The sequence below is a fragment of the Agathobaculum massiliense genome (assembly GCF_900291975.1).
Classification (GTDB): domain Bacteria; phylum Bacillota; class Clostridia; order Oscillospirales; family Butyricicoccaceae; genus Agathobaculum; species Agathobaculum ammoniilyticum.
Window position 1 is genome coordinate 2878383 of the sequence record NZ_OMPN01000001.1, and the last position, 24741, is coordinate 2903123.

The 24741-nt window shown below is 61.0% G+C and carries 16 protein-coding genes and 2 tRNA genes; 10 read left to right on the forward strand and 8 right to left on the reverse strand.

Features of this window, described 5'->3' with window-relative positions:
- The first annotated feature begins 252 nt into the window (after positions 1–252).
- The 3 genes from infC to rplT are packed head-to-tail and all read left to right on the forward strand — an operon-like array spanning position 253 to position 1402.
- Positions 253–762 carry a translation initiation factor IF-3 gene (gene infC, locus DBQ51_RS14625; RefSeq protein ID WP_054327618.1) on the forward strand — a complete coding sequence of 170 codons (510 nt, stop codon included), beginning with the start codon at positions 253–255 and terminating at the stop codon, positions 760–762.
- Positions 763–809: 47 nt separating this feature from the next.
- Positions 810–1013, forward strand: coding sequence for a 50S ribosomal protein L35 (gene rpmI / locus DBQ51_RS14630; RefSeq protein WP_054327617.1), 204 nt, complete (start codon positions 810–812; stop codon positions 1011–1013).
- Between the two features lie 35 nt (positions 1014–1048).
- Positions 1049–1402, forward strand: coding sequence for a 50S ribosomal protein L20 (rplT, locus tag DBQ51_RS14635; RefSeq protein ID WP_054327616.1), 354 nt, complete (start codon positions 1049–1051; stop codon positions 1400–1402).
- Positions 1403–1897: 495 nt separating this feature from the next.
- Here the strand turns inward: rplT and DBQ51_RS14640 are convergent, their stop codons facing one another.
- Together DBQ51_RS14640 and DBQ51_RS14645 are read right to left on the reverse strand one after the other, a co-directional pair.
- Positions 1898–2965: a helix-turn-helix domain-containing protein gene (locus DBQ51_RS14640; RefSeq protein ID WP_159068202.1), complete on the reverse strand. Its 1068-nt coding sequence runs from the start codon at positions 2963–2965 to the stop codon at positions 1898–1900.
- A gap of 200 nt (positions 2966–3165) precedes the next feature.
- A complete protein-coding gene (locus DBQ51_RS14645; RefSeq protein ID WP_054327614.1) occupies positions 3166–3624 on the reverse strand; it encodes an Lrp/AsnC family transcriptional regulator in 459 nt (152 codons plus the stop codon).
- A 153-nt stretch (positions 3625–3777) separates the two neighbouring features.
- Between DBQ51_RS14645 and DBQ51_RS14650 the strand changes: the two genes are divergently transcribed.
- Positions 3778–5118 carry an MATE family efflux transporter gene (locus DBQ51_RS14650; RefSeq protein ID WP_107631924.1) on the forward strand — a complete coding sequence of 447 codons (1341 nt, stop codon included), beginning with the start codon at positions 3778–3780 and terminating at the stop codon, positions 5116–5118.
- 49 nt (positions 5119–5167) lie between these two features.
- Here the strand turns inward: DBQ51_RS14650 and DBQ51_RS14655 are convergent, their stop codons facing one another.
- Both DBQ51_RS14655 and DBQ51_RS14660 read right to left on the reverse strand, forming a co-directional pair.
- Positions 5168–6385 carry a M15 family metallopeptidase gene (locus DBQ51_RS14655; protein WP_107631925.1) on the reverse strand — a complete coding sequence of 406 codons (1218 nt, stop codon included), beginning with the start codon at positions 6383–6385 and terminating at the stop codon, positions 5168–5170.
- Positions 6386–6530: 145 nt separating this feature from the next.
- Positions 6531–8054, reverse strand: coding sequence for a YifB family Mg chelatase-like AAA ATPase (locus tag DBQ51_RS14660; protein WP_107631926.1), 1524 nt, complete (start codon positions 8052–8054; stop codon positions 6531–6533).
- 314 nt (positions 8055–8368) lie between these two features.
- Here DBQ51_RS14660 and nifJ point away from each other — a divergent pair, with 314 nt between their 5' ends.
- The 3 genes from nifJ to DBQ51_RS14675 all read left to right on the forward strand — a co-directional run bounded on the left by nifJ (position 8369) and on the right by DBQ51_RS14675 (position 14002).
- Positions 8369–11929 (forward strand): pyruvate:ferredoxin (flavodoxin) oxidoreductase, encoded by a 3561-nt coding sequence (gene nifJ / locus DBQ51_RS14665; RefSeq protein ID WP_107631927.1) that lies wholly within the window; start codon positions 8369–8371, stop codon positions 11927–11929.
- An 80-nt stretch (positions 11930–12009) separates the two neighbouring features.
- Positions 12010–12210, forward strand: coding sequence for a hypothetical protein (locus DBQ51_RS14670; protein WP_107631928.1), 201 nt, complete (start codon positions 12010–12012; stop codon positions 12208–12210).
- Positions 12211–12364: 154 nt separating this feature from the next.
- Positions 12365–14002: an S-layer homology domain-containing protein gene (locus DBQ51_RS14675; RefSeq protein WP_054327608.1), complete on the forward strand. Its 1638-nt coding sequence runs from the start codon at positions 12365–12367 to the stop codon at positions 14000–14002.
- Positions 14003–14049: 47 nt separating this feature from the next.
- Here DBQ51_RS14675 and DBQ51_RS14680 read toward each other — a convergent pair whose 3' ends face one another.
- From DBQ51_RS14680 to DBQ51_RS14695, 4 genes are all read right to left on the reverse strand, one after another.
- Positions 14050–14760 (reverse strand): tRNA threonylcarbamoyladenosine dehydratase, encoded by a 711-nt coding sequence (locus DBQ51_RS14680; RefSeq protein WP_107631929.1) that lies wholly within the window; start codon positions 14758–14760, stop codon positions 14050–14052.
- A gap of 99 nt (positions 14761–14859) precedes the next feature.
- A complete protein-coding gene (locus DBQ51_RS14685; protein WP_107631930.1) occupies positions 14860–15510 on the reverse strand; it encodes a sortase in 651 nt (216 codons plus the stop codon).
- Positions 15511–15606: 96 nt separating this feature from the next.
- Positions 15607–15682, reverse strand: a tRNA-Gly gene (locus tag DBQ51_RS14690).
- A gap of 8 nt (positions 15683–15690) precedes the next feature.
- Positions 15691–15766, reverse strand: a tRNA-Phe gene (locus tag DBQ51_RS14695).
- A gap of 133 nt (positions 15767–15899) precedes the next feature.
- On the opposite strand from DBQ51_RS14695, the gene DBQ51_RS14700 reads away from it, so the two are divergent.
- The 3 genes from DBQ51_RS14700 to DBQ51_RS14710 all read left to right on the forward strand — a co-directional run bounded on the left by DBQ51_RS14700 (position 15900) and on the right by DBQ51_RS14710 (position 24680).
- A complete protein-coding gene (locus DBQ51_RS14700; RefSeq protein WP_107631931.1) occupies positions 15900–19265 on the forward strand; it encodes a PD-(D/E)XK nuclease family protein in 3366 nt (1121 codons plus the stop codon).
- A 1-nt stretch (position 19266) separates the two neighbouring features.
- Positions 19267–22833 carry a helicase-exonuclease AddAB subunit AddA gene (gene addA / locus DBQ51_RS14705; protein WP_107631932.1) on the forward strand — a complete coding sequence of 1189 codons (3567 nt, stop codon included), beginning with the start codon at positions 19267–19269 and terminating at the stop codon, positions 22831–22833.
- Positions 22834–23174: 341 nt separating this feature from the next.
- Positions 23175–24680, forward strand: coding sequence for an IMP dehydrogenase (locus DBQ51_RS14710; RefSeq protein ID WP_107631933.1), 1506 nt, complete (start codon positions 23175–23177; stop codon positions 24678–24680).
- Positions 24681–24741: the final 61 nt, after the last annotated feature.

Consider the following 24741-nt stretch of genomic DNA (forward strand, 5'->3'; position numbering starts at 1 on the left):
CGAATTATCATACCAGCAGGAACGCAAGAAATAAAGCCTTGACTTTGCCTTTTATTTCTGCTATAGTAATACAGGTAACAAAGAAGAAGGCCGCGTCCTCACCCGCAGCGCTTGAGCAAACGGGTCAATCATTCTGCAAAGCCGCAGGGCAGCTTTGCGCTTTTGTGATGGAGGACGACCGTAAAGGGCCGGTCCTTTTTTCTTTTTGTATTTTAATCCGTTTTTGTTTGGAGGTGCTTACCAATCAGCAGCATGGAACATCAGATCAATGAAGAGATCCGCGACAAGGAAGTCCGCCTGATCAGCGACGACGGCGAACAGCTCGGCATCGTGCCTATCCAGCAGGCGCAGGACATCGCAGTGGAAAAAGGCATGGACCTGGTCAAGATCGCCCCGCAGGCAAAGCCGCCGGTGTGCAAGATCATGGACTACGGCAAATTCCGCTTTGAACAGGCCAAGCGGGAAAAGGAAGCGAGAAAAAATCAGCGTGTCGTGGAGATCAAAGAGATTCGCCTGACCCCCAATATCGATGTCGGCGACCTGAATACCAAGGTGAAAAATGCCTGCCGCTTCCTGAAGGACGGCGACAAGGTCAAGGTTTCGGTCCGCTTCCGCGGCCGTGAGGTCACCCATGCGTCGCTCGGTCAGGACCTGCTCCATCGCTTCGCGGAGCTGTGCGCGGAATGCAGCACGGTGGAAAAGCAGCCCAAGCTCGAAGGCCGTCAGATGCTTATGTTCCTGGCGCCCGCAAAAGACAAGTAAACCAAAAAGCGCGTTTTCAGCGCAAATTCAGAGAGGAGCAAACCCTTATGCCTAAGATCAAAACGCACAGCGGTGCAAAGAAAAGATTTTCCGTCACCAAGAACGGTAAATTCAAGCGCGGCCATGTTGGTAAGCGCCATCTGCTCAACGGCCACGGAAAGACCACCAAGCTCAAGCGCCACCTCCGCAAGGAAGGCTTTGCGGATTCCACCAATGTGGCGCAGCTCAAGCGTCTGCTGCCGTATAAGTAAGTAAAATCATATCTTTCATATAGGAGGCAATCACAATGGCAAGAGTTAAGGGCGCGATGATGACGCGCAAAAGAAGAAAGAAGATCCTCAAGCGTGCCAAGGGCTACTGGGGTGCGAAATCCACCCATTACCGCGTAGCCAACCAGGCGGTTATGAAGAGCCTGAAGTACGCGTATATCGGCCGCAAGCACAAGAAGCGCGACTTCCGCCGCCTGTGGATCACCCGTATTTCGGCTGCCGCCAAGTCCTGCGGCATGAATTACAGCCGCTTTATGAACGGCCTCAAGAAAGCCGGCATCGACCTCAACCGTAAGATGCTCGCGGACCTTGCGGTCAACGACAAGGCTGCGTTCGCCGCGCTGGCGGAAAAGGCGAAGGCGGCGCTTTGATCCCCAAAGGGTCGGAAGGCTCTGCGGAAACCGCTTGCTGTTTGTGAAAAAGGCCGTTTTACGGCCTTTTTCTTTTTTGGCGGCCGCGCGGCTGCGGCGGGGAACGGTGCGGCGTGTCGAAAAAATTGTTACATTTGTGTAACTTTACAGGAATTTTATTTGATTTTTTTGCATAATATGTTATACTGGATAACAGATAAATCAATAAGAGGAGGTGCAAAGGCTGATGAGACATATCCGAATCCCGCAAAAGCCCGACCGGCCGGACATCGATGATTTGATTTTCGGTGATGAGCATGAGACGCAAAGCGAAAAGTAAAACGCTTTATGGATTGGTCCACGCAGGGCGCGCATCGGGATTGAAATGCGGCCGCGTGGTTTTTTTATATTTATTTCCCGGCAATAAAAACAGGGGAGTTCCATTCTGAATATGAAAAACGCGTCTCAAAAGAAGTGATGCCCGAAGCGGTTTTCCGTTTCGGGCATTTTGTTTGTTCAATTTTCCGCCGGAATGGCCGCGCGCAGGCGGTCGAGCGCAGCCTGGAAGCGCGGCTCGTCCCGCAGGGGCGCGTACCGCTCGTCCTCCTCGATAGCACGGAGCGTCAGGCGGTGTGTTTCAATAATATCGTTCCTTGTAGGGACATGCGTCTGCACCGCGGCAAAAAACGGGTTATCACGGTAATCGAGCGTATAGGCAAGGCGCGTGTCGATATACTGCTCGAACAGGTCAAGCGCCTGCGCCTGGTCGCCCTCATCCTGCGCGAGCATGATGCCGAGCAGCAGGCCGTTCGACCGGTCAAGTCCGAACAGAGCATCGACCGCGCGGTAGGCGTCAACCAGACGGTGGGCGGCGGCAAACGCCTTTTGCCGGCGGGCGATGGTGGTCAGGCTCATCAGCGCGGTTGATACCTCGCCCACATGGGTCAGCAGCGCGCGGCGCGCAAGCTGCTCTGCCTCGGTCAGCTTTTCCTGTGCCAGGTAAAGGGACAGGCGCAGCTCATCCGAATCGATGCCCTGCTTTGGCGGCAGGCTGTCGATCAGCGCCTCGGCCTCTTCATAACGGCCCAGCATGGTGAGCATGCTGATGCGCAGGGAGCGGGAAACCTGCTTTTCGCCGGTTTCCTCGGATTGCTGTTCCCCCTGCTCAAACAGGGCGAGGCATCGCTCCGTAATATCGGACGCCGTCTGTTCCGTATCCTCCGCACGGTTGAGGGCTGCGGCGATGTAACGATAATACAGCGCGCCTGCGAGCAGCTTGATCGAGCCGCTGTGCGGGTATTCGCGCAGTACCGCCTCGACCGCCCGCACGCCCGCGTCAAAGCCCTGGTCGTCAAATACCTGATGCAGCCGGCTGGAAATGGCAAGCTGCTCCTCGCGCGCAGGGTCGCGGCGGAAATCGAGAAGTGCGTCCACGGACAGGCCGAGCGCGCGGGCCAGCGGCGGCAGCAGCGTGATATCCGGATAGCTTGCGCAGGTTTCCCACTTGCTGACTGCGGCGGCGGACACGCCTACCATGTCAGCGAGCGTTTCCTGCGTCATCCCTTTTTCGCGGCGTGTTTGCATAATGATTTTTCCAATTTGCAGTTCCATCAAGAAAACCAGCTCTCTAAAATAGGATCAAAGGGCTCTTTGTCATGCCTATCGTATCATATGACGCGCCGCCGCACAATGGAGGCGAAGTTTAACCAACGGTTGGATTATTCAACCGCTGGTTAAGCTGTGGCGCAGGCATGGGCGCCGAAGCGGGAAGGGGGACAGCTGTGTTACAGGCGAAGCCCCTTGACATCCTTGATGCGGGACAAGATAACGTGTGTTTTCACGCTGACCGTACCGTCCAGACGGTCGATTTCGTTCCGGATGAACGTATCAAGCTCGTCCTGCGAGGCGGCGACAGCATGCACATGAAGGCAGCAATTGCCGCTCATGCGGTAGATCTGGGTGACGGTGCCGCACTGATAAAGCCGGTCGATCACGGCGTTCAGTGCGTCGGGAGCCGTTTCGATCTCAAAGTAGCAGGATACAGCGCCGCTGATTTTCTGCGGGTTGATGATGGTCGTGTATTCCTCGATGATCCCCTTTTTCTCCAGCGCGTCGATCCGGCCTTTCACCGCGACGCGCGAAAGGCCGACCAGCTCGCCGATCTCGGAATAGGAATAGCGAGCGTTCTGTGTGAGCAGGGTGAGGATCTTTTGGTCGAGGGCGTCCAGACAGTCCAGATACATGGGGAAGCCTCCTTTTCAGGGTTGGATGATATAAGATAGTATAACACAGGGAAGGAACAAATAGAAATATATGATTGACGAATTGATAAAATATTGCTACTATAGTATTGCATAAAGAAAGATAATAATTACGTTTAGAAAAAAGGTGGACGTATGCGAGGCGATTTGACAGAGGGCGATATCACCAAAAAGCTGTTGCTGTTCGCCCTGCCGCTGATGGCGGGCAACCTGCTACAGCAGATGTATAACGTGGCGGATACGCTGATCGTGGGCCGCTTTCTGGGGGCGGACGCGCTGGCGGCGGTCGGTTCGTCGTATACGCTGATGGTGTTCCTGACCTCTATCCTGCTCGGGCTGTGTATGGGGAGCAGCGCGTTTTTCTCCATCCAGTTTGGGCGGAAGGATATGGAGCGGCTCCGGACCAGCTTCGCTCTGTCGTTCCTGCTGATCGGTGCGGCGGCACTGCTGCTCAACCTCCTCTCGTTTGCCGGGCTGGACTGGATCATCCGCGCCCTGCAGGTGCCGCGGGAGGTTGTCGGACTGATGCGGGAATACCTGTTCTGCATCTTTTTCGGCATTCCGGCGACCTTTCTTTATAATTACTTTGCCAATCTGCTGCGCGCGGTCGGGGATTCGGTCACGCCGCTGCTGTTTTTGGGTATTGCGGCGGTGATGAACATTGCGCTCGATCTGGTGTTCGTGATTGTTTTTCGCTGGGGCGTGGCGGGCGCGGCGGCTGCGACCGTCCTGTCGCAGTATGCGTCCGGCCTGGGGATATTGCTGTATTACCTGCTCCGCTTTCCGGAGCTGCGGGTCGCGCGGCGGCATATCCGCTGGGACGGCGGTATCGTCCGTGAGATCGCGGGCCTGTCGGTGCTGACCTGCGTGCAGCAATCGATTATGAACCTCGGCATCCTGATGGTGCAGGGCTTGGTCAACAGCTTCGGCAAGGTGGTGATGGCGGCGTTTGCCGCCGCGGTCAAGATCGATTCGTTCGCCTATATGCCGGTACAGGATTTCGGCAATGCGTTTTCCACCTTTATCGCCCAGAATTACGGCGCGGGAAAGGCGGAGCGGATCCGGCGCGGGATAAAAAGCGCGGCGCTGTCCGCGTTCGCGTTCTGCGCGGCCATCAGCCTTGCGGTATGCGCGCTGGCCCGTCCGCTCATGGGGCTGTTTGTCGACGCTGGGGACACAGCGATCATCGAGGCCGGCGTGGGCTACCTGCGGATTGAGGGGGCGTTCTATTTTGGTATCGGCCTGTTGTTCCTGCTGTATGGCTTTTATAGGGCGGTCAAGATGCCCGGGATGTCAGTGGTGCTGACGGTATTCTCGCTGGGTACGCGTGTGGCATTGGCTTACGCGTTGTCGGCTGTCCCTGCGCTGGGCGTGACCGGCATCTGGATGTCGGTGCCAATCGGCTGGGCGCTGGCCGATGCGGTGGGCGTGCTGTATTACTACAGAAACCGGACGAGCATCCTTGCCGGGGGATAGGGCGGGATGAAACACGGGAGGGCGGCATTATGCCGCCCTCCCGTGTTATTTATCGTCCGAAATAGCTGAAATGCATGTAGTCGCGCTTGCTCGACCAGGCGTTCCCACCCCATGAAAAGCCGTATTTCGTAAAAGCGTTGTATACATCCCCGCCCTCTGGGATGGAGTAGGGGTCCTCGTAGGGCGACCAGTGCGTGCCGGTGGTCGGGGTGAGCGAGCCGTCCGCGTTGATAGTAGCCTCCATGTTTTCCTCCCAGTTGATATCGATCGCGGTACCCTGCGAATGCTCGCCCGTGCGCCAGGAATAGCAGCCGACATTTTTGATCGGGAACTGCTCGTCGCCGTTATAAATTTCCTCAAAGATTGCCTCGTAAATCGGGGCGAGCGACTGATTGACCTCGATATACGCGGTGCTGGAGGTCTTGCTCCCGTCGGCCTGGAGCCGCCAGACCGGAACCGAGATCTCCACCATGTGCGCCTCGGCCTCCTCGGCGGTCTGATACTTTTCACCGCCCACACCGTAGACGAGCATCATTTTGTCCGTTTCCGTGGAGGGGAACATAAGGTCAGGATCGAGCCAGTAGTCAGGGACCGAAACAGCGCCCTCCTCGTCGGAAGGCTCCGCTTCAGGCTCCTGGTCCTCAAAGGCCTGGCAAAAGCGCTCCGCCATGATAAGGGCCTGCTCGCGTGTCGCCGTGCCGTTAGGCGCTAACAGCGTAGCCTCGTCCGCGGCGGAAATGCCGTTTACGATCGTATAATCGACCATGGTAATCATGGCGTTGACCGCATAATCGCTGATTTGCGGAACGTCGGGATAATCCTCCACGCAGGCATCGCCCGCGATGGCGGGGGCGTCGATGCCGGCGGCGTCCAGGATATTATACAGCATCACACAGAGGTCCTGCCGCTTGATGCTGGCGTCCGGATCGAAAATGCCGTCGCCGCGGCCGCTTACCAGGCCGAGCTCATATGCCGCGACCACATTGGGGTCGTCACAGTCGCGGAACGGCTTTTTGGCTGAAGCGAACACCGCCTTGCCGCTCACCGCCTTATAAGCGTTTACGGCAATGCCGCAGAATTCCGCGCGGGTGATCTCGGCCTTTGCGTTGAGCGCTTCGAGCGCGCTGGGCATCAGGCCGGCAGCCTGCGCGGCTGCGACGCCCTCCTCCGCCCAGGAGGAAATATTGGAAAGCGCGCCGGCCTGCTGGACGAACAACGCCGCTGTCAACGCCAACGCACCCGCCCGGCGGGCAAAGGGATGGGACATAGGGAAAGACCTCCTTGTGTCTCAATAAAGAGAATTAGGATATTTTATGGAATAGTTAAGCGCAAAAACCTGGGAAAAACCGTTGAAAAAGGAATTTATTCACAATACACACAGGCTTTTCCACAACCCGCCGCGCGGAAGTGGGTCAATCGGCGGCCGCACGGTCGAGCGTGCGGTACTGTAGGGCCTCGGCAAGATGCTCGGACTGGATGGACGCGCTGCCGGCCAGATCAGCGACCGTTCTCGCCACGCGCAGCACACGGTCGTGCGCGCGGGCGGTGAGGCCGAGCCGCTCAAACGCCGCCGCGAATATGCGGGAAGCGTCGTCGGACAGGGCACAGTACAGCGCCAATTGCGCGGGCGGTATTCTGGCGTTGCAGATACCGTCGCCCTGCCGCTGGTACTGGACCACGCGGGCGGCGCACACGCGGTCGCGGATCGCCGCCGAAGGCTCCTCGGCAGCCCGTCCGCGGGCAGCCAGCGCCGCATATTCGACAGGCTGTACCGCGATCTGCAGGTCGATGCGGTCGAGCAGAGGGCCGGACAGCCGCCGCAGGTACTGCTGCACGGAAGCGGGCGAGCAAGTGCAGCGGCCGCTTCCATACCAGCCGCATTTGCAGGGGTTCATAGCTGCGATTAATTGAAAATGCGCCGGATAAGTGACCTGCCCGGCAACGCGGGAGATCGTGATTTTTCCGTCTTCGAGCGGCTGGCGCAGGGTTTCGAGCACATCGCGGTGAAACTCGGGCAGCTCGTCCAGAAATAATACCCCATGGTGGGCCAGCGTGACTTCGCCGGGGACAGGGAGCCGCCCGCCGGCACCCGCGCCGCCCGCGACTGCGTTTGCGGAGGAGTTATGGTGCGGCGCGCGGAACGGCCGCTCCGCGCGGCCAACCGCTTCCTGGCCGCGGCCGACCGCCGACCAGACGCGGATGACCTCCAGCCGCTCCGCATCGGACAGAGGCGGCAGGATGGTGGGGAAGCATTTTGCCATCATGCTCTTGCCCGACCCGGGCGGGCCGGAGAGAATAATATTGTGTCCGCCCGCAGCGGCGATCTCGAGCGCGCGCTTGACCGCGTGCTGCCCCATGACGTGCGAGAAATCGAGGGGCGCGCTGCACGGCGGCGGCGCGGCAGGCGGGAGACAGGGAGAAAGCGGGCGGCGCCCGTTCAGGTGGGCGAGCAGGTCGTCCAGGCCGGCCGCCGGCAGCACGGTGACGCCGGCGGCATAGGCGGCCTCGGCCGCGTTCTGCTGTGGGACAAATACCGTTCGGAAGCCGGCGTCCCGCACGGCGAGCGCCATAGAAAGTGCGCCGCACACCGGACGCAGCTCGCCGGTCAGGGACAACTCGCCGAGAAAGACGGCGTCCTGCGGCAGGGGATCGATCTCGCCCGCGGCCGCAAGGATGGAAAGCAGAATCGGAAGGTCATAGGCGGCGCCGGCCTTTTTGGTATCCGCGGGAGCGAGGTTGACCGTCAGGCGGGAAACCGGCCAGTCGAAGCCGCGGGATTTGACTGCGGCGCGCACACGCTCCCCAGCTTCGCTGACCGCGCCGGTCGGCAGGCCAACGATATCCAAACGGGGCAGGCCGCTGGACAGAAAGCATTCGGCCGTGACGATATATCCATCGATGCCACGCAGGCCGGCTGAGAAGACACGCGATACCATGTTAAGCCCCTCCGAAACGCCAATTCTTACCGCTAATACTATACTACAAAATGTCAAATTCCGCAATGCAAAACGTCAAATGCAAACTAAATGTAATATTTATGGTACAAAAAGAGCAATTTGTTTCACGATATGAAATCGGTTCCGAAAAAGCGGAAATCGTTATGAATTTGTCATATTGGGTGTTTACAATTGGAGGGAGGAGTGCTAAAATAAATACGGTTGGTGAAGATCGCTTTTTCGGCGCAAAACTGGTGCGGAAAGGTCCTTTTTCACCCCTTCAGCATGTTATAACTGAATAGGAGGATATAAACATGGCAAGAAAGATGAAGTCCATGGACGGTAACACTGCGGCCGCGCACGTGTCGTATGCGTTTACCGAGGTCGCGGGTATCTATCCGATTACCCCGTCCAGCCCCATGGCAGACAGCGTTGACCAGTGGGCAGCCGCAGGTCAGAAGAACATTTTCGGTACAACCGTCAAGGTGATCGAAATGCAGTCCGAGGCGGGTGCTGCGGGTACGGTACACGGCTCCCTTGCGGCCGGTGCGCTGACCACCACCTACACCGCGTCTCAGGGCCTGTTGCTGATGATCCCGAATATGTACAAGATCGCGGGCGAACTGCTTCCCTGTGTCTTCCATGTTTCGGCGCGTACGGTTGCGTCCCATGCGCTGAACATCTTTGGCGACCATTCCGACGTTATGGCCTGCCGCCAGACCGGTTTCGCCATGCTGGCTGAAACCAACCCGCAGGAAGTGATGGATCTGGGCGCGGTCGCGCACCTGGCGACCATCAAGTCCCGCGTTCCGTTCATCAACTTCTTTGACGGCTTCCGCACCTCCCACGAGATCCAGAAGATCGAGGTTTGGGACTACGAGGACCTGAAGGAAATGTGCGACATGGACGCTGTCGAGGCGTTCCGCAAGCGCGCCCTCAATCCGGAGCATGCGATGATGCGCGGCTCGCACGAGAACGGCGACGTATTCTTCCAGCACCGCGAGGCCTGCAACAAGTTCTACGACGCTGTTCCGGAGATCGTAGAGGAGTACATGGGCAAGGTCAACGCCAAACTCGGTACTGACTATCAGCTGTTCAACTACTACGGCGCTGCCGACGCTGACCGCGTGATTATCGCGATGGGTTCGATCTGCGACGTGGCGGAGGAAGTGATCGATTACCTGAACGCGCACGGCGAAAAGGTCGGTCTTGTCAAGGTCCGTCTGTACCGCCCGTGGCGCGCGGACAAGCTGCTGGCCGCGATTCCGTCTACCGCTAAGAAGCTCGCGGTCCTCGACCGCACCAAGGAGCCCGGCGCGCAGGGCGAGCCGCTCTACCTCGATGTCGTCACCGCGCTGGCGAACGCCGGCATCACCGATAAGGTCGTTATCGGCGGCCGATACGGTCTCGGCTCCAAGGACACGCCTCCGGCGTCCGTCTTTGCCGTATACGAGGAACTGACCAAGGCCGAGCCCAAGCCCCAGTTCACCATTGGCATCACCGACGACGTTACCTACCTGTCCCTCGAGGAGAAGCCGGCGCCGAACACCGCGGCGGAAGGCACCATCGAGTGCAAGTTCTGGGGTCTCGGCGGCGACGGTACGGTCGGCGCAAACAAGAACTCTATCAAGATCATCGGCGACCATACCGACAAGTATGTTCAGGCGTACTTCCAGTACGACTCCAAGAAGACCGGCGGCGTGACCATTTCGCACCTGCGCTTTGGCGACAAGCCGATCAAGTCTCCTTACTATATCAACAAGGCGGACTTCGTTGCCTGCCATAATCCTTCCTATATCGTTAAGGGCTTCCCGATGGTCCGCGACGTCAAGCCGGGCGGTATCTTCATGATCAACTGCCAGTGGACCGACGAAGAGCTTGACCACCACATGCCGGCTGCTGCCAAGCGCTATATTGCTTCCAACAACATCCAGCTTTACACGATCAACGCGATCGACAAGGCGATCGAGATCGGCATGGGCAAGCGCACCAACACCATCCTGCAGTCCGCGTTCTTCACGCTGGCCAAGGTTATGCCGCAGGAAGAAGCGATTGGCTACATGAAGGATGCCGCTACCAAGTCCTACCTGAAGAAAGGCCAGGATATCGTCGATATGAACCACAAGGCGATCGACGTTGGCGCGACCGCGTTCCACAAGGTCGAGATTCCGGCGTCTTGGGCGAATGCCGCGGACGAAGCGGACAACCGCGACCTGCAGGGCCGTCCGGAAGTCGTCAAGATGGTCAAGGACGTTATGGAGCCCATCGGCCGCATGGACGGCGACTCTCTGCCGGTATCCGCTTTCGCCGGCGAGCATGTTGACGGTTCGTTCGAGCACGGCGCTGCCGCTTACGAGAAGCGCGGCGTAGCCGTTACCGTTCCGACCTGGAACGCCGAGACCTGCGTACAGTGCAACCAGTGCGCTTATGTCTGCCCGCACGCCACCATCCGTCCGTTCGCGCTGACCGAGGAAGAGGCTGCCGCCGCTCCGGCTTCTGCCAAGATCGTGGACATCAAGGCTGGCAAGGGCAAGGGCGTGTACAAGTACACGATGGCTGTTTCCCCGCTCGACTGCATGGGCTGCGGCGTGTGCGTAGGCGTATGCCCGACCAAGTCGCTCACCATGGTTCCGCAGGAGCAGGAAGCTGCCCAGCAGGATGCGTTCGATTACTGCGTAGCCAAGGTTGCCGAGAAGGCCGACATGATCTCGACTGCTTCCGTCAAGGACAGTCAGTTCAAGAAGCCGCTGCTTGAGTTCTCCGGCTCGTGCGCAGGCTGCGCCGAAACCTCTTACGCCCGCCTGATCACCCAGGTCTGCGGCGACCGTATGTATATCTCCAACGCTACTGGATGCTCGTCCATCTGGGGTGGTCCTGCTGCTACCAGCCCGTACACCGTTGACGCGAATGGCCACGGTCCGGCTTGGGCGAACAGCCTGTTCGAGGACAACGCGGAGCACGGCCTCGGCATGTACTATGGCCAGCTCGCCATCCGTGAACGCCTGATCTCCAAGCTCGAAGAGATGGCTGCGGCGGATGCGACTCCGGCCGAAACCAAGGACGCGATCGCCAAGTTCCTGGAAACCAAGGACAACGGCGCTGCTAACGCGGAGCCGGCCAAGGCTCTGGCCGCTGTGCTTGAGCAGGGCGCGGCTGCCGGCTGCGACGCCTGCAAGGAAATCGTTGCGCATAAGGAATACTTGGCCAAGAAGTCCGTCTGGATCTTCGGCGGCGACGGCTGGGCTTATGATATCGGCTTCGGCGGCTTGGATCATGTCCTCGCTTCCGGCCAGGATGTAAACGTCATGGTATTCGATACCGAGGTTTACTCCAACACCGGCGGTCAGGCCTCCAAGGCGACCAACATCGGCGCGGTTGCGCAGTTCGCGGCGTCCGGCAAGACCACCAAGAAGAAGAGCCTCGCCGAGATCGCGATGAGCTACGGCTATGTATACGTTGCCCAGATCGCTATGGGCGCGAACATGAACCAGACTCTCAAGGCGATTGCGGAAGCGGAAGCCTATCCGGGACCGTCCCTCATCATCGGCTATGCCCCGTGCGAGATGCACTCCATCAAGGGCGGTATGACCAACTGCCAGGCCGAGATGAAGAAGGCTGTCGACTGCGGCTACTGGAACCTGTTCCGCTTCAACCCGCAGCTCGCGGAAGAAGGCAAGAACCCGTTCATCCTGGAGTCCAAGGAGCCCAAGACCGAGGACTACCGCAAGTTCATGATGAACGAAGCTCGCTACTCTGCGCTGACCCGTTCGTTCCCGGATCGCGCCGAGAAGCTGTTCTCCGAATCCGAGGTCGAGTCCACCAAGCGCTATGCACACCTCAAGCGCCTGCAGGACCTGTACGCTCCAGAAGCGTAAGCTACAAAAGAATGACAAAGCCCCTGCGGATATTTATCCGCAGGGGCTTTTGTGTTACAATGGGAAAAAGGGAGGCCGGTATGAAGCAGGGGATCTTCAGGCGCTTGTGCGGCCTACTGCTGGCGGCTGTGGCGGTGTATGGACTGACATTTGGCGCGCTGGCGTTACGAGGCCTGCGCTATGTGGCGCCGGACACGGAAAGCTGGCGGATGCTGCCGTATATCGTACCCGCCGCGCGGTATGAGGAGGAAACGAGCGTTCGGTACCGGCAGGGCGTGTAAACGGAGGCGTCCCTTGCTATCCGGTGCTATGACGCGCAGGGGCGCACGATCACCGAAAGCGTTTATGCGGAGGATGGGGCGGAAACCTATCGTGCCGAGATCGTTTATCACGAGATTACCAGACAGCGTACCGAATAAAAAGGAGGATGGAACGATGAAAAGATGGATAGCGGCCGTGCTGACGGCCTGCATGCTGGCGGTTCCGGCGGGGGCCGCGGACCAGCCGAGCGACTGGGCGCTGGAAGCGGTGCAGACCGCGCGCGAGGCGGGGCTGGTGCCGGAAAAGCTGGACAGCGCCTATGACAGGGCGGCGACAAGGGCAGAGTTTTGCGCGCTGGCGGCGGCGGTTTACCGTTCGTGGGAAACTGAAGGGTTGCTGGGTAAAGTGGAAAAGGATACCGTATTGTTCACGGACTGTAAGGAGGGGGATGTGCTGCTATGCGCGTCGGTCGGCATCGTCAATGGAGTGGGAGGCGGAAGGTTCGAGCCGGGCCGATCACTCCAGAGACAGGAGGCGGCCAGTATGCTACACCGGCTGGGCGCGCTGCGGGCGGATTACGACGGCAGCGTGCAGGGCCGTCTGCCGCATGTGTTCGCGGATGGCGCGGATATCGCCTCGTGGGCGCGCAATGATATCAACTGGGTCTACCGCCACGGCATCATGACGGGGACGGGAGGCAATGCGTTTGAGCCGGCGGGAGAGTATACCCGCGAGCAGTCGATCGCAACCATGCTGCGCCTATATGCCGCGCAGTATGCGGCCGAGATCCCAAAAGAGCAAGGGGAAGCATACCGTGTCGTAGTGGACTATTCCGGCGCGGGGGTGGGCCGCGTACATATCGAGGATGCAGCCGGTAACCGTCTGCTGACCGATTTTGCGGGTACGGACGGCTATTTTTATGATGCCAGACTGTTGGGTGAATGGGCAAGCCTGCACTGGCAGCCGGATGTGGAAAGCGGATTTGCGTGCGCGTTATGCAACCTGAGAACCGGCGACACATTGGCGGATTATTATGCTGACGGCGTGGACGAGCAGTCGGGTTCGGCATGGGCGTACTCGATGGAAAAAGGCGCGGCGGACAGCCGTATCCTGTATGCGGACGGCACATACAGCACGCAAACCTACCAGTCGGTCACGGGCTGGGCAAACGGCAGGGCGATCGTCCGCGAGGGGGATGCCGTCCGCGCGATCGACCGCGGCGGGAATACCCTCTGGCGCATGAATATTTCGCTCGATCAGGTGCAGGTGTACGGCGGGATCGGCGACCGCCTTGTGATAGAACGCGACGGGGCATACTGCCTGATTACCGATGGCAAGATGGGAACGGTGAGCGAAACGCCGATGCTCCTGAACCGATGGAGCGATACTTATATCGCACAGGACAGCGGGTACTATACGCTGTATGACTTTTCCGGCCGCCGTTTAAGCGAAACCTATGCCAACGCGATGATCGAGACGGGGCAGGACATTTATGCCTGCTGGCTGTCGGACACTGAGTATGCCTATATCCGCTGCACGGAGTACGGAAATCCCCAAACTCTGTTTACGGTTTCCGTCAGCCAGCGGCCGGGGCCTCTGGCGACCGATGGCGCGGGGGTGTATGCCCTGCGGACCGGCGCGCAGACCGTTGCCTGCTTCGACCGTTTTGGGGATACGCTCGGCGCGATCGAAGTGCCGTTCGCAGTCGGGGAAGTGGATTTTGCAGACGGATGCGTCCGTATCAGGGGGGAGGCGCTTGGAACCGCTCAGCAGACCATACTCTTCTTTCCGACCGGAGAGCCGGCCGAATAAACCAAAACGCAAAACAGGGGCAGCAAGAGCTGCTCCTGTTTTGCGTTTTACCGTACGCCCGTCAGGTCCTTGATACATTCGCCCGCGAGGATCATGCCCGCTACCGGCGGCACAAAGGAAACGCTGCCGGGTACGGCGCGCCCCGCAGTGCCTTTCTGCTCGTCCGAGGGCAAGGGCGTGCGTGGTTCCTCCCTGGAGTAGACGACCTTCAGGCGCTTGATGCGGCGTTTTTTGCATTCCAGCCGGATGACCCGCGCGAGCGGGCAGACCGAGGTTTTGTAAATATCCGTAACTTCAAACCGCGTGGGATCGAGCTTGTTGCCTGTTCCCATGGAGCAAATCAGCGGCACGTCCAGCCGGTCGCATTCGGCGATCAGATGCAGCTTGGCGGTCACGGTGTCGATCGCGTCGATCACATAGTCGAAGCGGCTGAGGTCGAGCGCGCTGTCCGGCGTATAGAACATGCAGAGCGCATGGACGGTGCAGCGCGGGTTGATATCCGCGATGCGCGCGCGCATCGCGTCCACCTTCGGCTGACCGGACGTGGACGCAAGCGCGATAAGCTGGCGGTTGCGGTTGGTGAGCGCAACCGTATCGTTATCGATCAACGTCAGCTCGCCTACGCCGGCGCGCGCGAGCGCTTCGCACGCGAACGAGCCGACACCGCCCACGCCGAACACGGCGACATGGGACGCAGCGAGCGTCTGGATGGCCTGTGAGCCGAGCAGCAGCTCGGCGCGGGAAAATTCATGTAGCATAAAGAAACCTCGTAAACAGTCACGCAGCGGCACAGAACGCGCCGGTGAAAATGAAACGCACCGAGGCCCTCTGGGCGGCCTCGGTGCGGGACGGACAGATCAGCTGCGAGGTTCCGAGGCGGTCAGCTCCGCCTGGACGACCAGCCGCTGTTTGAGAGAGCCGGACGGCGTACCGGTAAACAGGGTGAGCACGGCCTCGCGTCCCTCGACAGGCTCGGTCACCCAGACCTCAGTAGGCTCGACCGTTACCGCCTGGAATACCGTATAGGTATATTGCGTGTCTTGGTCGGCGAGCAGGATGGTATCCCCTTCGCCGAGTAATTCCAAATGACGCATCAAATCGTCGGAGCGGTCGCCCGCGATCACGCAGTTGCCGGACGCACCGGGCAGCGCGCTTCCCGCGAGATGCCCTGCGCCAAGCGCGAGGTCTTTCAGATCGGTGCCTTCGACCACGTTGTCGGCGGTGCCGAGCTTGGGCAGCTTGATCACGCCAACCTGTAGCGCCTCTTCCGGAGCGGTCGCCGTGCCGTAGGCGTCGCAGTCGGTCAGGTAAACCAGATCCTCCTCGGCGGGGAGGCTTTGCTCAATCCATTGCTCGGAGACCGGCGCAGGATCCGCCGCGATCGTCTCCTTGCCGACCAGCGTACCCCAGGGATAGTTGATGCGCTCGGTCAGCAGGCCGAAAGCCGCGATCGCGATACCCGAGATTAACAGGCCGCGTTCGATGGTTGTCTTTGTTTTACGTTCCATGCAAATCACCTAATATGAGAGTATACTGAACGGCGGCGTGTTGTCAACCGCCATGCAGAAAACTGAAAAAACCTGTCCGCGGGACAGGTTTTTGGGTGGAGCGGCTGACGAGGCTCGAACTCGCTACCTCCACCTTGGCAAGGTGGCGCTCTACCAGATGAGCTACAGCCGCATATAAAATGGTGCCTCCGGGCGGAATCGAACCACCGACACGGGGATTTTCAGTCCCCTGCTCTACCGACTGAGCTACAGAGGCGTTTCGCAACGTGCTTGTTAAGTATAGTCGATTTTTGCGGAAAAGTCAACCATAAATTTTCCTTTTCTGCGGGAAGCTTGCGCACATGTTCGGGTTCATGGTATGATAAAAAGCAATGGAAGGGGAGAGTGCCATGCGCATTTGGACCGGCCGCGCGGGCAGCGGCAAAACAACGGCAATCCTGCGGGAGATCGCCGCCCGCTGTGAAAGCGGCGAGGGGCGGCAGATCTTACTTGTGCCGGAGCTGAATTCACACCGTATGGAGCGGTCGCTCGCCGCGGCGACGGACAATCGGGGCGCGCGCACCGCCGAGGTGCTGACGTTCTCCCGCCTGGCTGATCGGGTGTTTTCCGAGGTCGGCGGGCTGGCGCAGCAGATGCTGACACCGGCCGGACAGCTCCTCACCCTACAGGAGGCCGCGCGCCGTGTTCAGGGCGGGCTGTCCGTATGGGGCGGTCTGGCGGACAAGCCCGAGCTGCTCGGCGAGGCGCTGGGGGTGGTGGACGAGTGCAAGACCTGTGCGGTCGCGCCGGAGGCGCTGTTCGCCGCTGCGGAGACGTGCAGGGACACGGCGCTCGCAGCGAAGCTGTCCGATCTGGCGCAGTTATTGACCGCGTATGAGCGTCTGTGCGACGAATCCCTGCCCGACCCACGCGACCGGCTGACCCATCTGCGCGACCGGCTCGCAGAAAGTCATGTGCTGGACGGCGCGGCGGTGTATCTGGACGGCTTTCTGGGCTTTACGCCGCAGGAGCTGGCCGTGGTCGACGCCGTGCTGGCGGCGGGCGTGCCGCTGGCGGCGGCGGTCGCCTGCGATATGGCGTATCCGGAAATATTCGTCACGGGCTGCAAAACGGTCAAGACTCTGGAGCGCATGGCAAAGCGGCATAACCGGAAAGCGGAGCGCATCGAGCTTGGCGCAAGCAGGGTTGCGCGGCCGGCGGGCCTGGCGGCGGTGGAGGCACAAGGTCTGTTGCCCGTGCGTGTTCCGCAGGAGTCGTGCGAAGGGGTGCGCCTGTACGCTGCCGCGTCGCCGTTTGACGAGTGCGAGCACGCGGCGGCCTATATCCGGCGCAAGGTGCGCGATGAGGGCGCGCGCTACCGCGATTTCGTGGTGGCCGCGCGTGACATCGAGCCGTACAGTGCGTTTCTCGCCATGGCGATGGCGCGATATGACGTGCCGGTGTTCCTTGCGGAAAAGCCCGACCTGCTCTCACGCCCGCCGATGGCGCTGGTCACGGGCGCGCTGAACGCGGCGCAGTCCTATTTCAAATACGAGGACCTGTTCGGCTGTCTCAAAACCGGCTTGATGCATCTAACGCGTGAGGAGTCGGACAAGCTGGAGAATTACGCGCTGACCTGGAATATCCGCGGCGGCGCATGGGAACGGGAGTGGGCCGAACATCCGGACGGGTACGGTCAGCCGTTCGACGATCGCGCGCGGGCGCAGCTTGCGGAGTTGAACGCGCTGCGCGCGCGTTTGATCGGCCCGTTTTCCACGCTGCGCGAAAGGCTGAAAGGGGAGCAGCCGGCATCCGGCTGTGTGCGCGCGCTGTACGACTTCCTGCTCGCGGTGGACGCGCCGCGGTGCATGGCCGACCGCGCGGCCGCGCACGAGGTGGCCGGACGCCTACAGCTGGCGGATGAGTACCGCCAGCTGTGGGAGATTCTGGTGTCCGCCATGGAGCAGTTCGCATGGGTATGCGGGGATACGCCGCTGACGGCGGAGCGGTTTGCGAAGCTGTTCCGTCTGGTGCTGGGCGAATACGACGTGGGTACGATACCCGTTTCACTCGACCGTGTGACCTGCGGCAATATCGAACGCGCATGCGGGGAAAACGCGAAATACGTGATCCTGCTCGGGGTAAACGACGGGCTGATCCCCAAGGCGCCCTCCTCCGCCTCGCTGCTCAGCGATATGGAGCGGGACAAGCTGGACGCGCTGGGGGTGGAACTGAAAGCCTACGGCGTGGAGCGTCTGCTCATGGAGCAGGAGACCCTGTACCGCGCGCTTGCCTGCCCCACTGAGGAACTGCTGCTCACCTGGCATATGAGCGACGCCGTGGGTGGGGAGACGCGCCCGTCGTATTTTGTGGGCGTGGTGCGGGGGCTGCTGCCCGACGTGCTGTTTTCCACGCACCAGACGGAAACAGCGCAGGACCGCCTGCAGGCGGAGCGTCCGGCGGTCGAAATGGCCTGCGCATACCTGTCCGGCGACCGCACGGCGGCGGTGCGCGCGGCCTACGGTTTTTACCGCGACGACGAGCGGGTACACCATGCCGCGCAGCAGCGGCGCGGACGGGGGCCGCTGACCAGCCCGCATACGATAGAGGGGCTATATGGAAAAAGCCTCAACCTGACCGCCTCGCGCGTGGACACATTTTACTCCTGCCGGTTCGCGTTTTTCATGCAGTACGGCCTGAAAGCCAGGCCGCGCCGTGTGGCGCGGTTTGACGCGCTCGAAACCGGCACGTTTATCCACTATGTGCTGGAGCATGCGCTGACTGCATTGGGGAAAGGCGCGGGCGGCGCGGCGGCTGCGGAGGAAGCGGCGGTCCGGCGTGCCTGCCGCACGGCGGTCCGGCAGTATGTGCAGGAGGAACTGGGCGGCATGGAGAACAAGACCGCGCGCTTTCGCTATCTGTTCGGGCGGCTGACGCGCACGGTTGAGCAGATCTTGGACAATGTGATTGACGAGCTGCGCGTTTCCGACTTCGCGCCGATCGATTATGAGGTGGATTTTTCGCGCGGCGGCGACCTGCCGCCCGTCCTGTGCGCGGAGGGGGAGGTTTCAGTGTCCCTCTCGGGCAAGGTGGATCGCGTGGACGGGTATATCAAAAACGGGCGGCTGTACTTGCGCGTGATGGACTACAAAAGCGGTAAAAAGTCGTTTTCCCTGTCGGATATCTGGTATGGGCTGAACATGCAGCTCGTTATCTACCTGTATGCACTTCAGCAGGAGGGCTTGGAGCGCTACCGTAAGCGTCTGACCCAAACGTTCAACGAAATCGTACCCGCGGGCGTTTTGTACGTCCCCGTGCGGGACGAGCTGCCCGACGCGGCGCGCGATATCGACGAGGACGCGCTCCGTGCTCTGCGCGACAAGGCGCTGCGCCGCAGCGGCCTGTTGAGCGACGACATGGAGCTGCTCGAGGCGATGGAGCACGGGCTGGAAGGAGACGGACGGTTTATTCCGGTCACGATCAAGGTGAAAAAGGGGGAGGACGCGCCCTCGCTCGCGGCGAAATCCGCGGTGGCCGACCTGGTGCGGTTTGGAAAGCTGGCCAGGTATGCGCATGATAAGCTGCTCGAAATGGGGCGCGAGCTGCGCGCGGGCAGTGTGGCCGCAAACCCGTGCAAAAAGGATAAAGCATCGAGCTTTTGCGACTGGTGTGACTTCCGCGCCGCCTGCCGCTTCGATGAAACGGCGGGCGACAAGGCGCGGTGGCTCCGGCACCTGTCGGACGAGGAGTTCTGGCAGCAGGTAGGGGGTGAATGACATGCCGCAATGGACCAAAGAGCAGGAAACCGCCATCCATGACAGGGGCGGCGCGCTGCTGGTGTCGGCGGCGGCAGGCTCGGGCAAGACCGCGGTGCTGGTCGAGCGCGTGCTCGCACGTCTGACCGACCCGACCGATCCGGTGGATATCGACCGTCTGCTGCTCGTGACCTTTACCAACGCGGCGGCAGCGGAGATGCGCGAGCGCATCTCCGCTGCGCTGGGCGAGGCGGCAGCGAAAGCGCCGCACGATACGCGCCTGCGCCGTCAGATGTTTCTGGTACACCGCGCGAAGATCACGACCGTACACGCGCTGTGCCTGTCGCTCGCGCGCGAGCAGGCGGCGGCGCTCGGCATCGCGCCGGATTTCCGGCTGATGGATGAGAACGAGGGCAAGATCTTGCGCGCCGAGGTGCTTGAGGAGGTGCTCGACGCAGCATATGAGCGCGGGGATGAGGGCTTTTTCGCGCTCTGCGACCTGCTCGCCGCAGGGCGGGACGACAAGAAGCTGGGCGAGGTCATCCTTGGCACTTACGAAAAAATACAGGCGCATCCCGACCCGCGCGCTTTCATGGAGGAGGTGCGGCAGGGGCTGTACGCGCGCGGGATGGATACGCCGCACGGGCGCGTCCTGCTTGCGCAGGCGCGCGCGGCGGCGGAGCACGGCGCGGCGTTTCTGCGCATGACGGCGGCTGCGGTGACCGGCGTCGACGGCCTGGCCGATGCTTACCTGCCCGCGCTGACGAGCGATCTGAATCGCGCCGAGCGCCTGCTGGAAGCCCTGCGCGGCGGGGAGTGGGATGCCTGTGTGGAGGCCGCGCGGTCGATCACGTTCGACCGGCTGGGAGCCGCGCGTAAATTTGAGGACAAGGCGTTCCTTGAGGAAGTCAAGGCGATGCGCGAGGAGTGGAAGGACGCCGCTAAAGCCATCCGCGGCAAATGGCTGACCGTTACGGCGGCCGAGGCCGAATACGACCGCGCCCTGACCGCGCGCGCGCTGTTTTCGCTGATCGACATGGTAAATGCGTTTGACGACGCCTTTTCCGCGGCCAAGCGCACGCGGAACGCGGCGGATTTCAACGATTTGGAGCATTTTGCGGTGCGCCTGCTGTACGAGGGGAGACGGCCCTCCGCACTGGCCGCAGCGCTGTCCGAAGGTTACGCGGAGATCGCGGTGGATGAATACCAGGACACCAATGCCGTGCAGGACGCGATCTTCCGCGCGCTGTCCCGCGATGGGACCAACCTGTTTATGGTGGGCGACGTCAAGCAGAGCATCTACGGATTCCGGCTGGCCGACCCCTCCATCTTCCTGTCCAAATACCGGACCTTTGCCGAGGCGGGGGAAGCGGATGCGGGACAGCCGCGCCGCGTAGTGCTGGGGCGGAACTTCCGCTCGCGCGCGGCGGTGCTGGATGCGTGCAACTATCTGTTTGCCGCCGTGATGGGCGAAACGGTGGGCGGCTTGGCGTATACCGATCGGGAAGCGTTGCATCTGGGCGCGGACTATTATCCGGACGCGGACGACCCGCGCTATCGGACCGAGGTGTTGCTGGTGGACGCGGCGGGGCTTGGCGAGGACGACGACGCGCCCGACAAGACTGCGCTCGAGGCCCAGCTCGCCGCGCAGCGCATCCGCGCGCTGCTGGACGAGGGCTTTCCCGTGCTGGATAAGGAAACGGGCGCCCTACGTCCGGTTACGCCGGGGGATATCGTGATCCTGCTGCGCGCCACCAAAACCAAGGCGCGCACGTTCATCGCCGCGCTTGAGCAGACGGGCGTTTCCGCGAGCGCGGAGGAGCGCGGCGGCCTGTTGGAAACCGCCGAGGTGGGCGCGGTGGTTTCGCTCCTGAACGTGATCGACAACCCGAGGCAGGACGTGGACCTGATCGGCGTGCTGCGTTCGCCGCTGTTCGGCTTCACCGAGCAGGAGCTGGCGGATATCCGGCTGACAGACCGCAAGGCAAGCTATTACGACGCGCTTATACAGTCGCGCGGCGCTTTCCCGAAGGTCGAGGTGTTCCTGCAGCGGCTGGACTTCCTGCGCGGCTTCGCGTGCGACCAGCCGGTGTACCGTCTGCTGTGGGAGATCTATGACCAGACGGGAGCGCTCGGCCTGTACGGCGCGCTGCCCAACGGCGCGCAGCGGCAGGCCAACCTGCTCGCTTTCTTCGAGCGGGCGCGGGCGTTCGAGGGGCAGGGCTTCCGCGGTTTGTTCGCGTTCGTGCGCCTGCTGCGCGGCATGCAGGAAACGGGCGAGGACTTCCAGACGGTTGGCGCAGAGGCGTCGGGCGGCGCGGTGCGCATCATGAGCATCCACAAATCCAAGGGGCTGGAATTTCCGGTCGTGCTGCTGGCGGACTGCGCGAAGCAATTTAACGAAGCGGACCTGCGCGAGCCGGTGCTGGTGCATCAGTCACTGGGGATTGGCGGCAAGTGCCGCGACCGGAGCCGCGGCGTACAGTACGACACAGCCGAGCGCACAGCGGTCGCGGTGCTGCAGCGTCGCGAGATGGTAAGCGAGGAGCTGCGCGTATTGTATGTTGCGCTTACGCGCGCGAAAGAGAAGCTCATCCTCACCTGCGCAAGCGGGACGCTGCAGCGGTCGCTGGAAAAATGGGCGCGGCTGGCCGCGTTGGACGAGCTGCCGCAGTATGCGATGGGCGCGGTGCGCGCGCCGCTGGCCTGGATACTCGCGCCGCTGCTGCGGCACCCCTGCGCGCGCGCGCTGAAAGAACAGTATGGCTTGTCGGTGCCGGAGCGCGGTACGGATAACGATGCGTTCCTCCTGCGCGTGTACCAGCCGGACGAGCTGGCGCTGCCGGAGCGGGAGGTGCTGCGCTATGTGGAGACGGACACGGCGGGATACGAGGTCAAGCCTTACCTGAGCTATCCGCGCGCTTATCTTTCCGAGCTGCCCAGCAAGCTGACCGCGACCGGCGTGGGCCGCGGCTACCGTGCGGACGAGGCTGCGGAGGAGACGGCGCCCCCGCGCCGCGAGCCGAAGCTGCGTGCGCCACTGTTCGAGCAGGAGGCGCGGCGCCTCACGCCCGCTGAGATCGGCACGGCGCACCATCTGTTTATGCAGTTCTGCAATTTCGCGGCGGCCGCCGCGCCAGGCGGCGTGGAGCGCGAGCGCGACCGGCTGGAGGAAAAGCGCATCCTGTCGCCGCAGCAGGCGGCGGCGATTGAGCCGGAAAAGATTCGGGCGTTTTTCACCTCGGCACTGTACCGCGGGTTGATGGCGGAGCATTCAGTGCGGCGGGAGTTTAAGTTCTCAGTGCTGGTGCCAGCCGCACGGTATTTTCCAGTCGCGGCCGACGCACCGGAGGAAAAGGTGCTGCTACAGGGCGTGATCGACTGCCTGATCGACACACCGGAGGGCTTTGTGATCGTGGATTTCAAAACCGACCGCGTATCAAAGGACGGGCTTGCCGCCCGCGCGGCGCGGTACCGCCCGCAGCTTGACGCGTATGCGGATGCGGTGGAGGCGGTTTTCGGTAGGCCGGTGAAACAGCGCGTTTTGTACTTTTTTGATACGGGAAATACCTGGGAAATGGGGGAATAGCGGTTAAGGATGCGTTAAGAAAACGCCGATCGGGTTGACAAGGCCGCGGATAGATGGTAGCCTGTTATCAGCAAAAGAGAGCAACCCCATCGGCGGAAAACGCCGCAAGTTTTTAAGTAGACCACAACATTCATTCCTCATTTCTAATAGAAAGAACCGCAGCAGATCTGCTGCGGTTCTTTCTATTGTCCGCATCGCTATTGCGCGCTTTGTATAAGCGGGCCGCGCCAAAAACCTGCAAAATCTGCTATATGCCTGCTTTACTTTACCTGGTAAAAAGGATATAATAAAAAGCAATATACAATCTGGAAAAACAGGAATGAAAAAGGAGAGGAAAACGTATGGCGTATTATTTTAGCGAGCCTTCGCACACGTTCAACGAATACCTGCTCGTACCCGGTTATTCGTCCGCGGAATGTATTCCAGCGAACGTCAGCCTCCGCACCCCGATCGTCAAGTTCAGAAAAGGACAGGAGTCCTCCCTGTATGCGAACATCCCGATGGTTTCGGCCATCATGCAGGCGGTTTCGGACGACCGCATGGCGATCGCGCTTGCGCAGGAGGGCGGCATTTCCTTTATTTACGGCTCGCAGACCATCGAGAGCGAGGCCGCGATGGTGTCCCGCGTCAAAAGCTACAAGGCCGGCTTTATCGTATCCGATTCCAACGTCAAGCCGGATCAGACGCTGGCGGATATCCTCGACCTGAAAGCGCGGACCGGCCACTCCACCGTTGCGGTCACGGACGACGGCACGGCTACCGGCAGACTGCTCGGCATCGTCACCAGCCGCGATTACCGCGTTTCCCGTATGGAAACCAACGTGAAGGTGTCCGAGTTCATGACCCCGTTTGAAAAGCTGATTACCGCGCCGGCGGACACCACGCTCAAGATCGCCAACGATATCATATGGGATCATAAGCTTAATTCGCTCCCGCTGGTGGATGAGGAGCAGCATCTTGTTTATCTGGTGTTCCGCAAGGACTATGACAGCCACAAGGCAAATTCGCTCGAACTGCTTGACGAGCATAAGCGCTATGTTGTGGGCGCGGGCATTAATACCCGCGATTATGCCGAGCGCGTACCCGCTCTGGTCGAGGCCGGCGCGGATGTGCTGTGCATCGATTCCTCCGAGGGCTTTTCCGAGTGGCAGAGCCGTACGCTCGCGTGGGTGCGCGAGAATTACGGCGACACGGTCAAGGTCGGCGCGGGCAACGTCGTCGACCGGGAAGGCTTCCGCTTCCTCGCGGACGCGGGCGCGGACTTTGTCAAGGTCGGCATCGGCGGCGGCTCGATCTGCATTACCCGCGAGCAGAAGGGCATCGGCCGCGGTCAGGCGACCGCGCTGATCGAGGTTGCCGCGGCGCGCGATGAATATTACCTGGAAACCGGCGTATATGTGCCGATCTGCTCGGACGGCGGCATCGTACACGATTACCATTGCACGCTGGCGCTGGCCATGGGTGCGGACTTCCTGATGCTGGGGCGCTACTTCTCCCGCTTTGACGAATCCCCGACCAACAAGGTCAACATCAACGGCAGCTACATGAAGGAATACTGGGGCGAAGGCTCGGCCCGCGCGCGCAACTGGCAGCGCTACGACATGGGCGGCGACAAGAAGCTGTCCTTTGAGGAGGGCGTGGATTCCTATGTGCCGTACGCCGGCTCGCTCAAGGATAACTTGGGGCTGACGCTGAGCAAGGTGCGTTCGACTATGTGCAACTGCGGCGCGCTCTCCATTCCGGAATTCCAGAAGAAGGCGAAGATTACGCTCGTATCCGCCACCTCGATTGTCGAGGGCGGCGCGCATGACGTTGTGCTGAAGGAAACCTCGACAACGTCCAAGTAATACGGTTTTTGACCCTAAGATTGCCCCGTAGAAGACTGCGGGGCAATTCTTATCGGAAAGG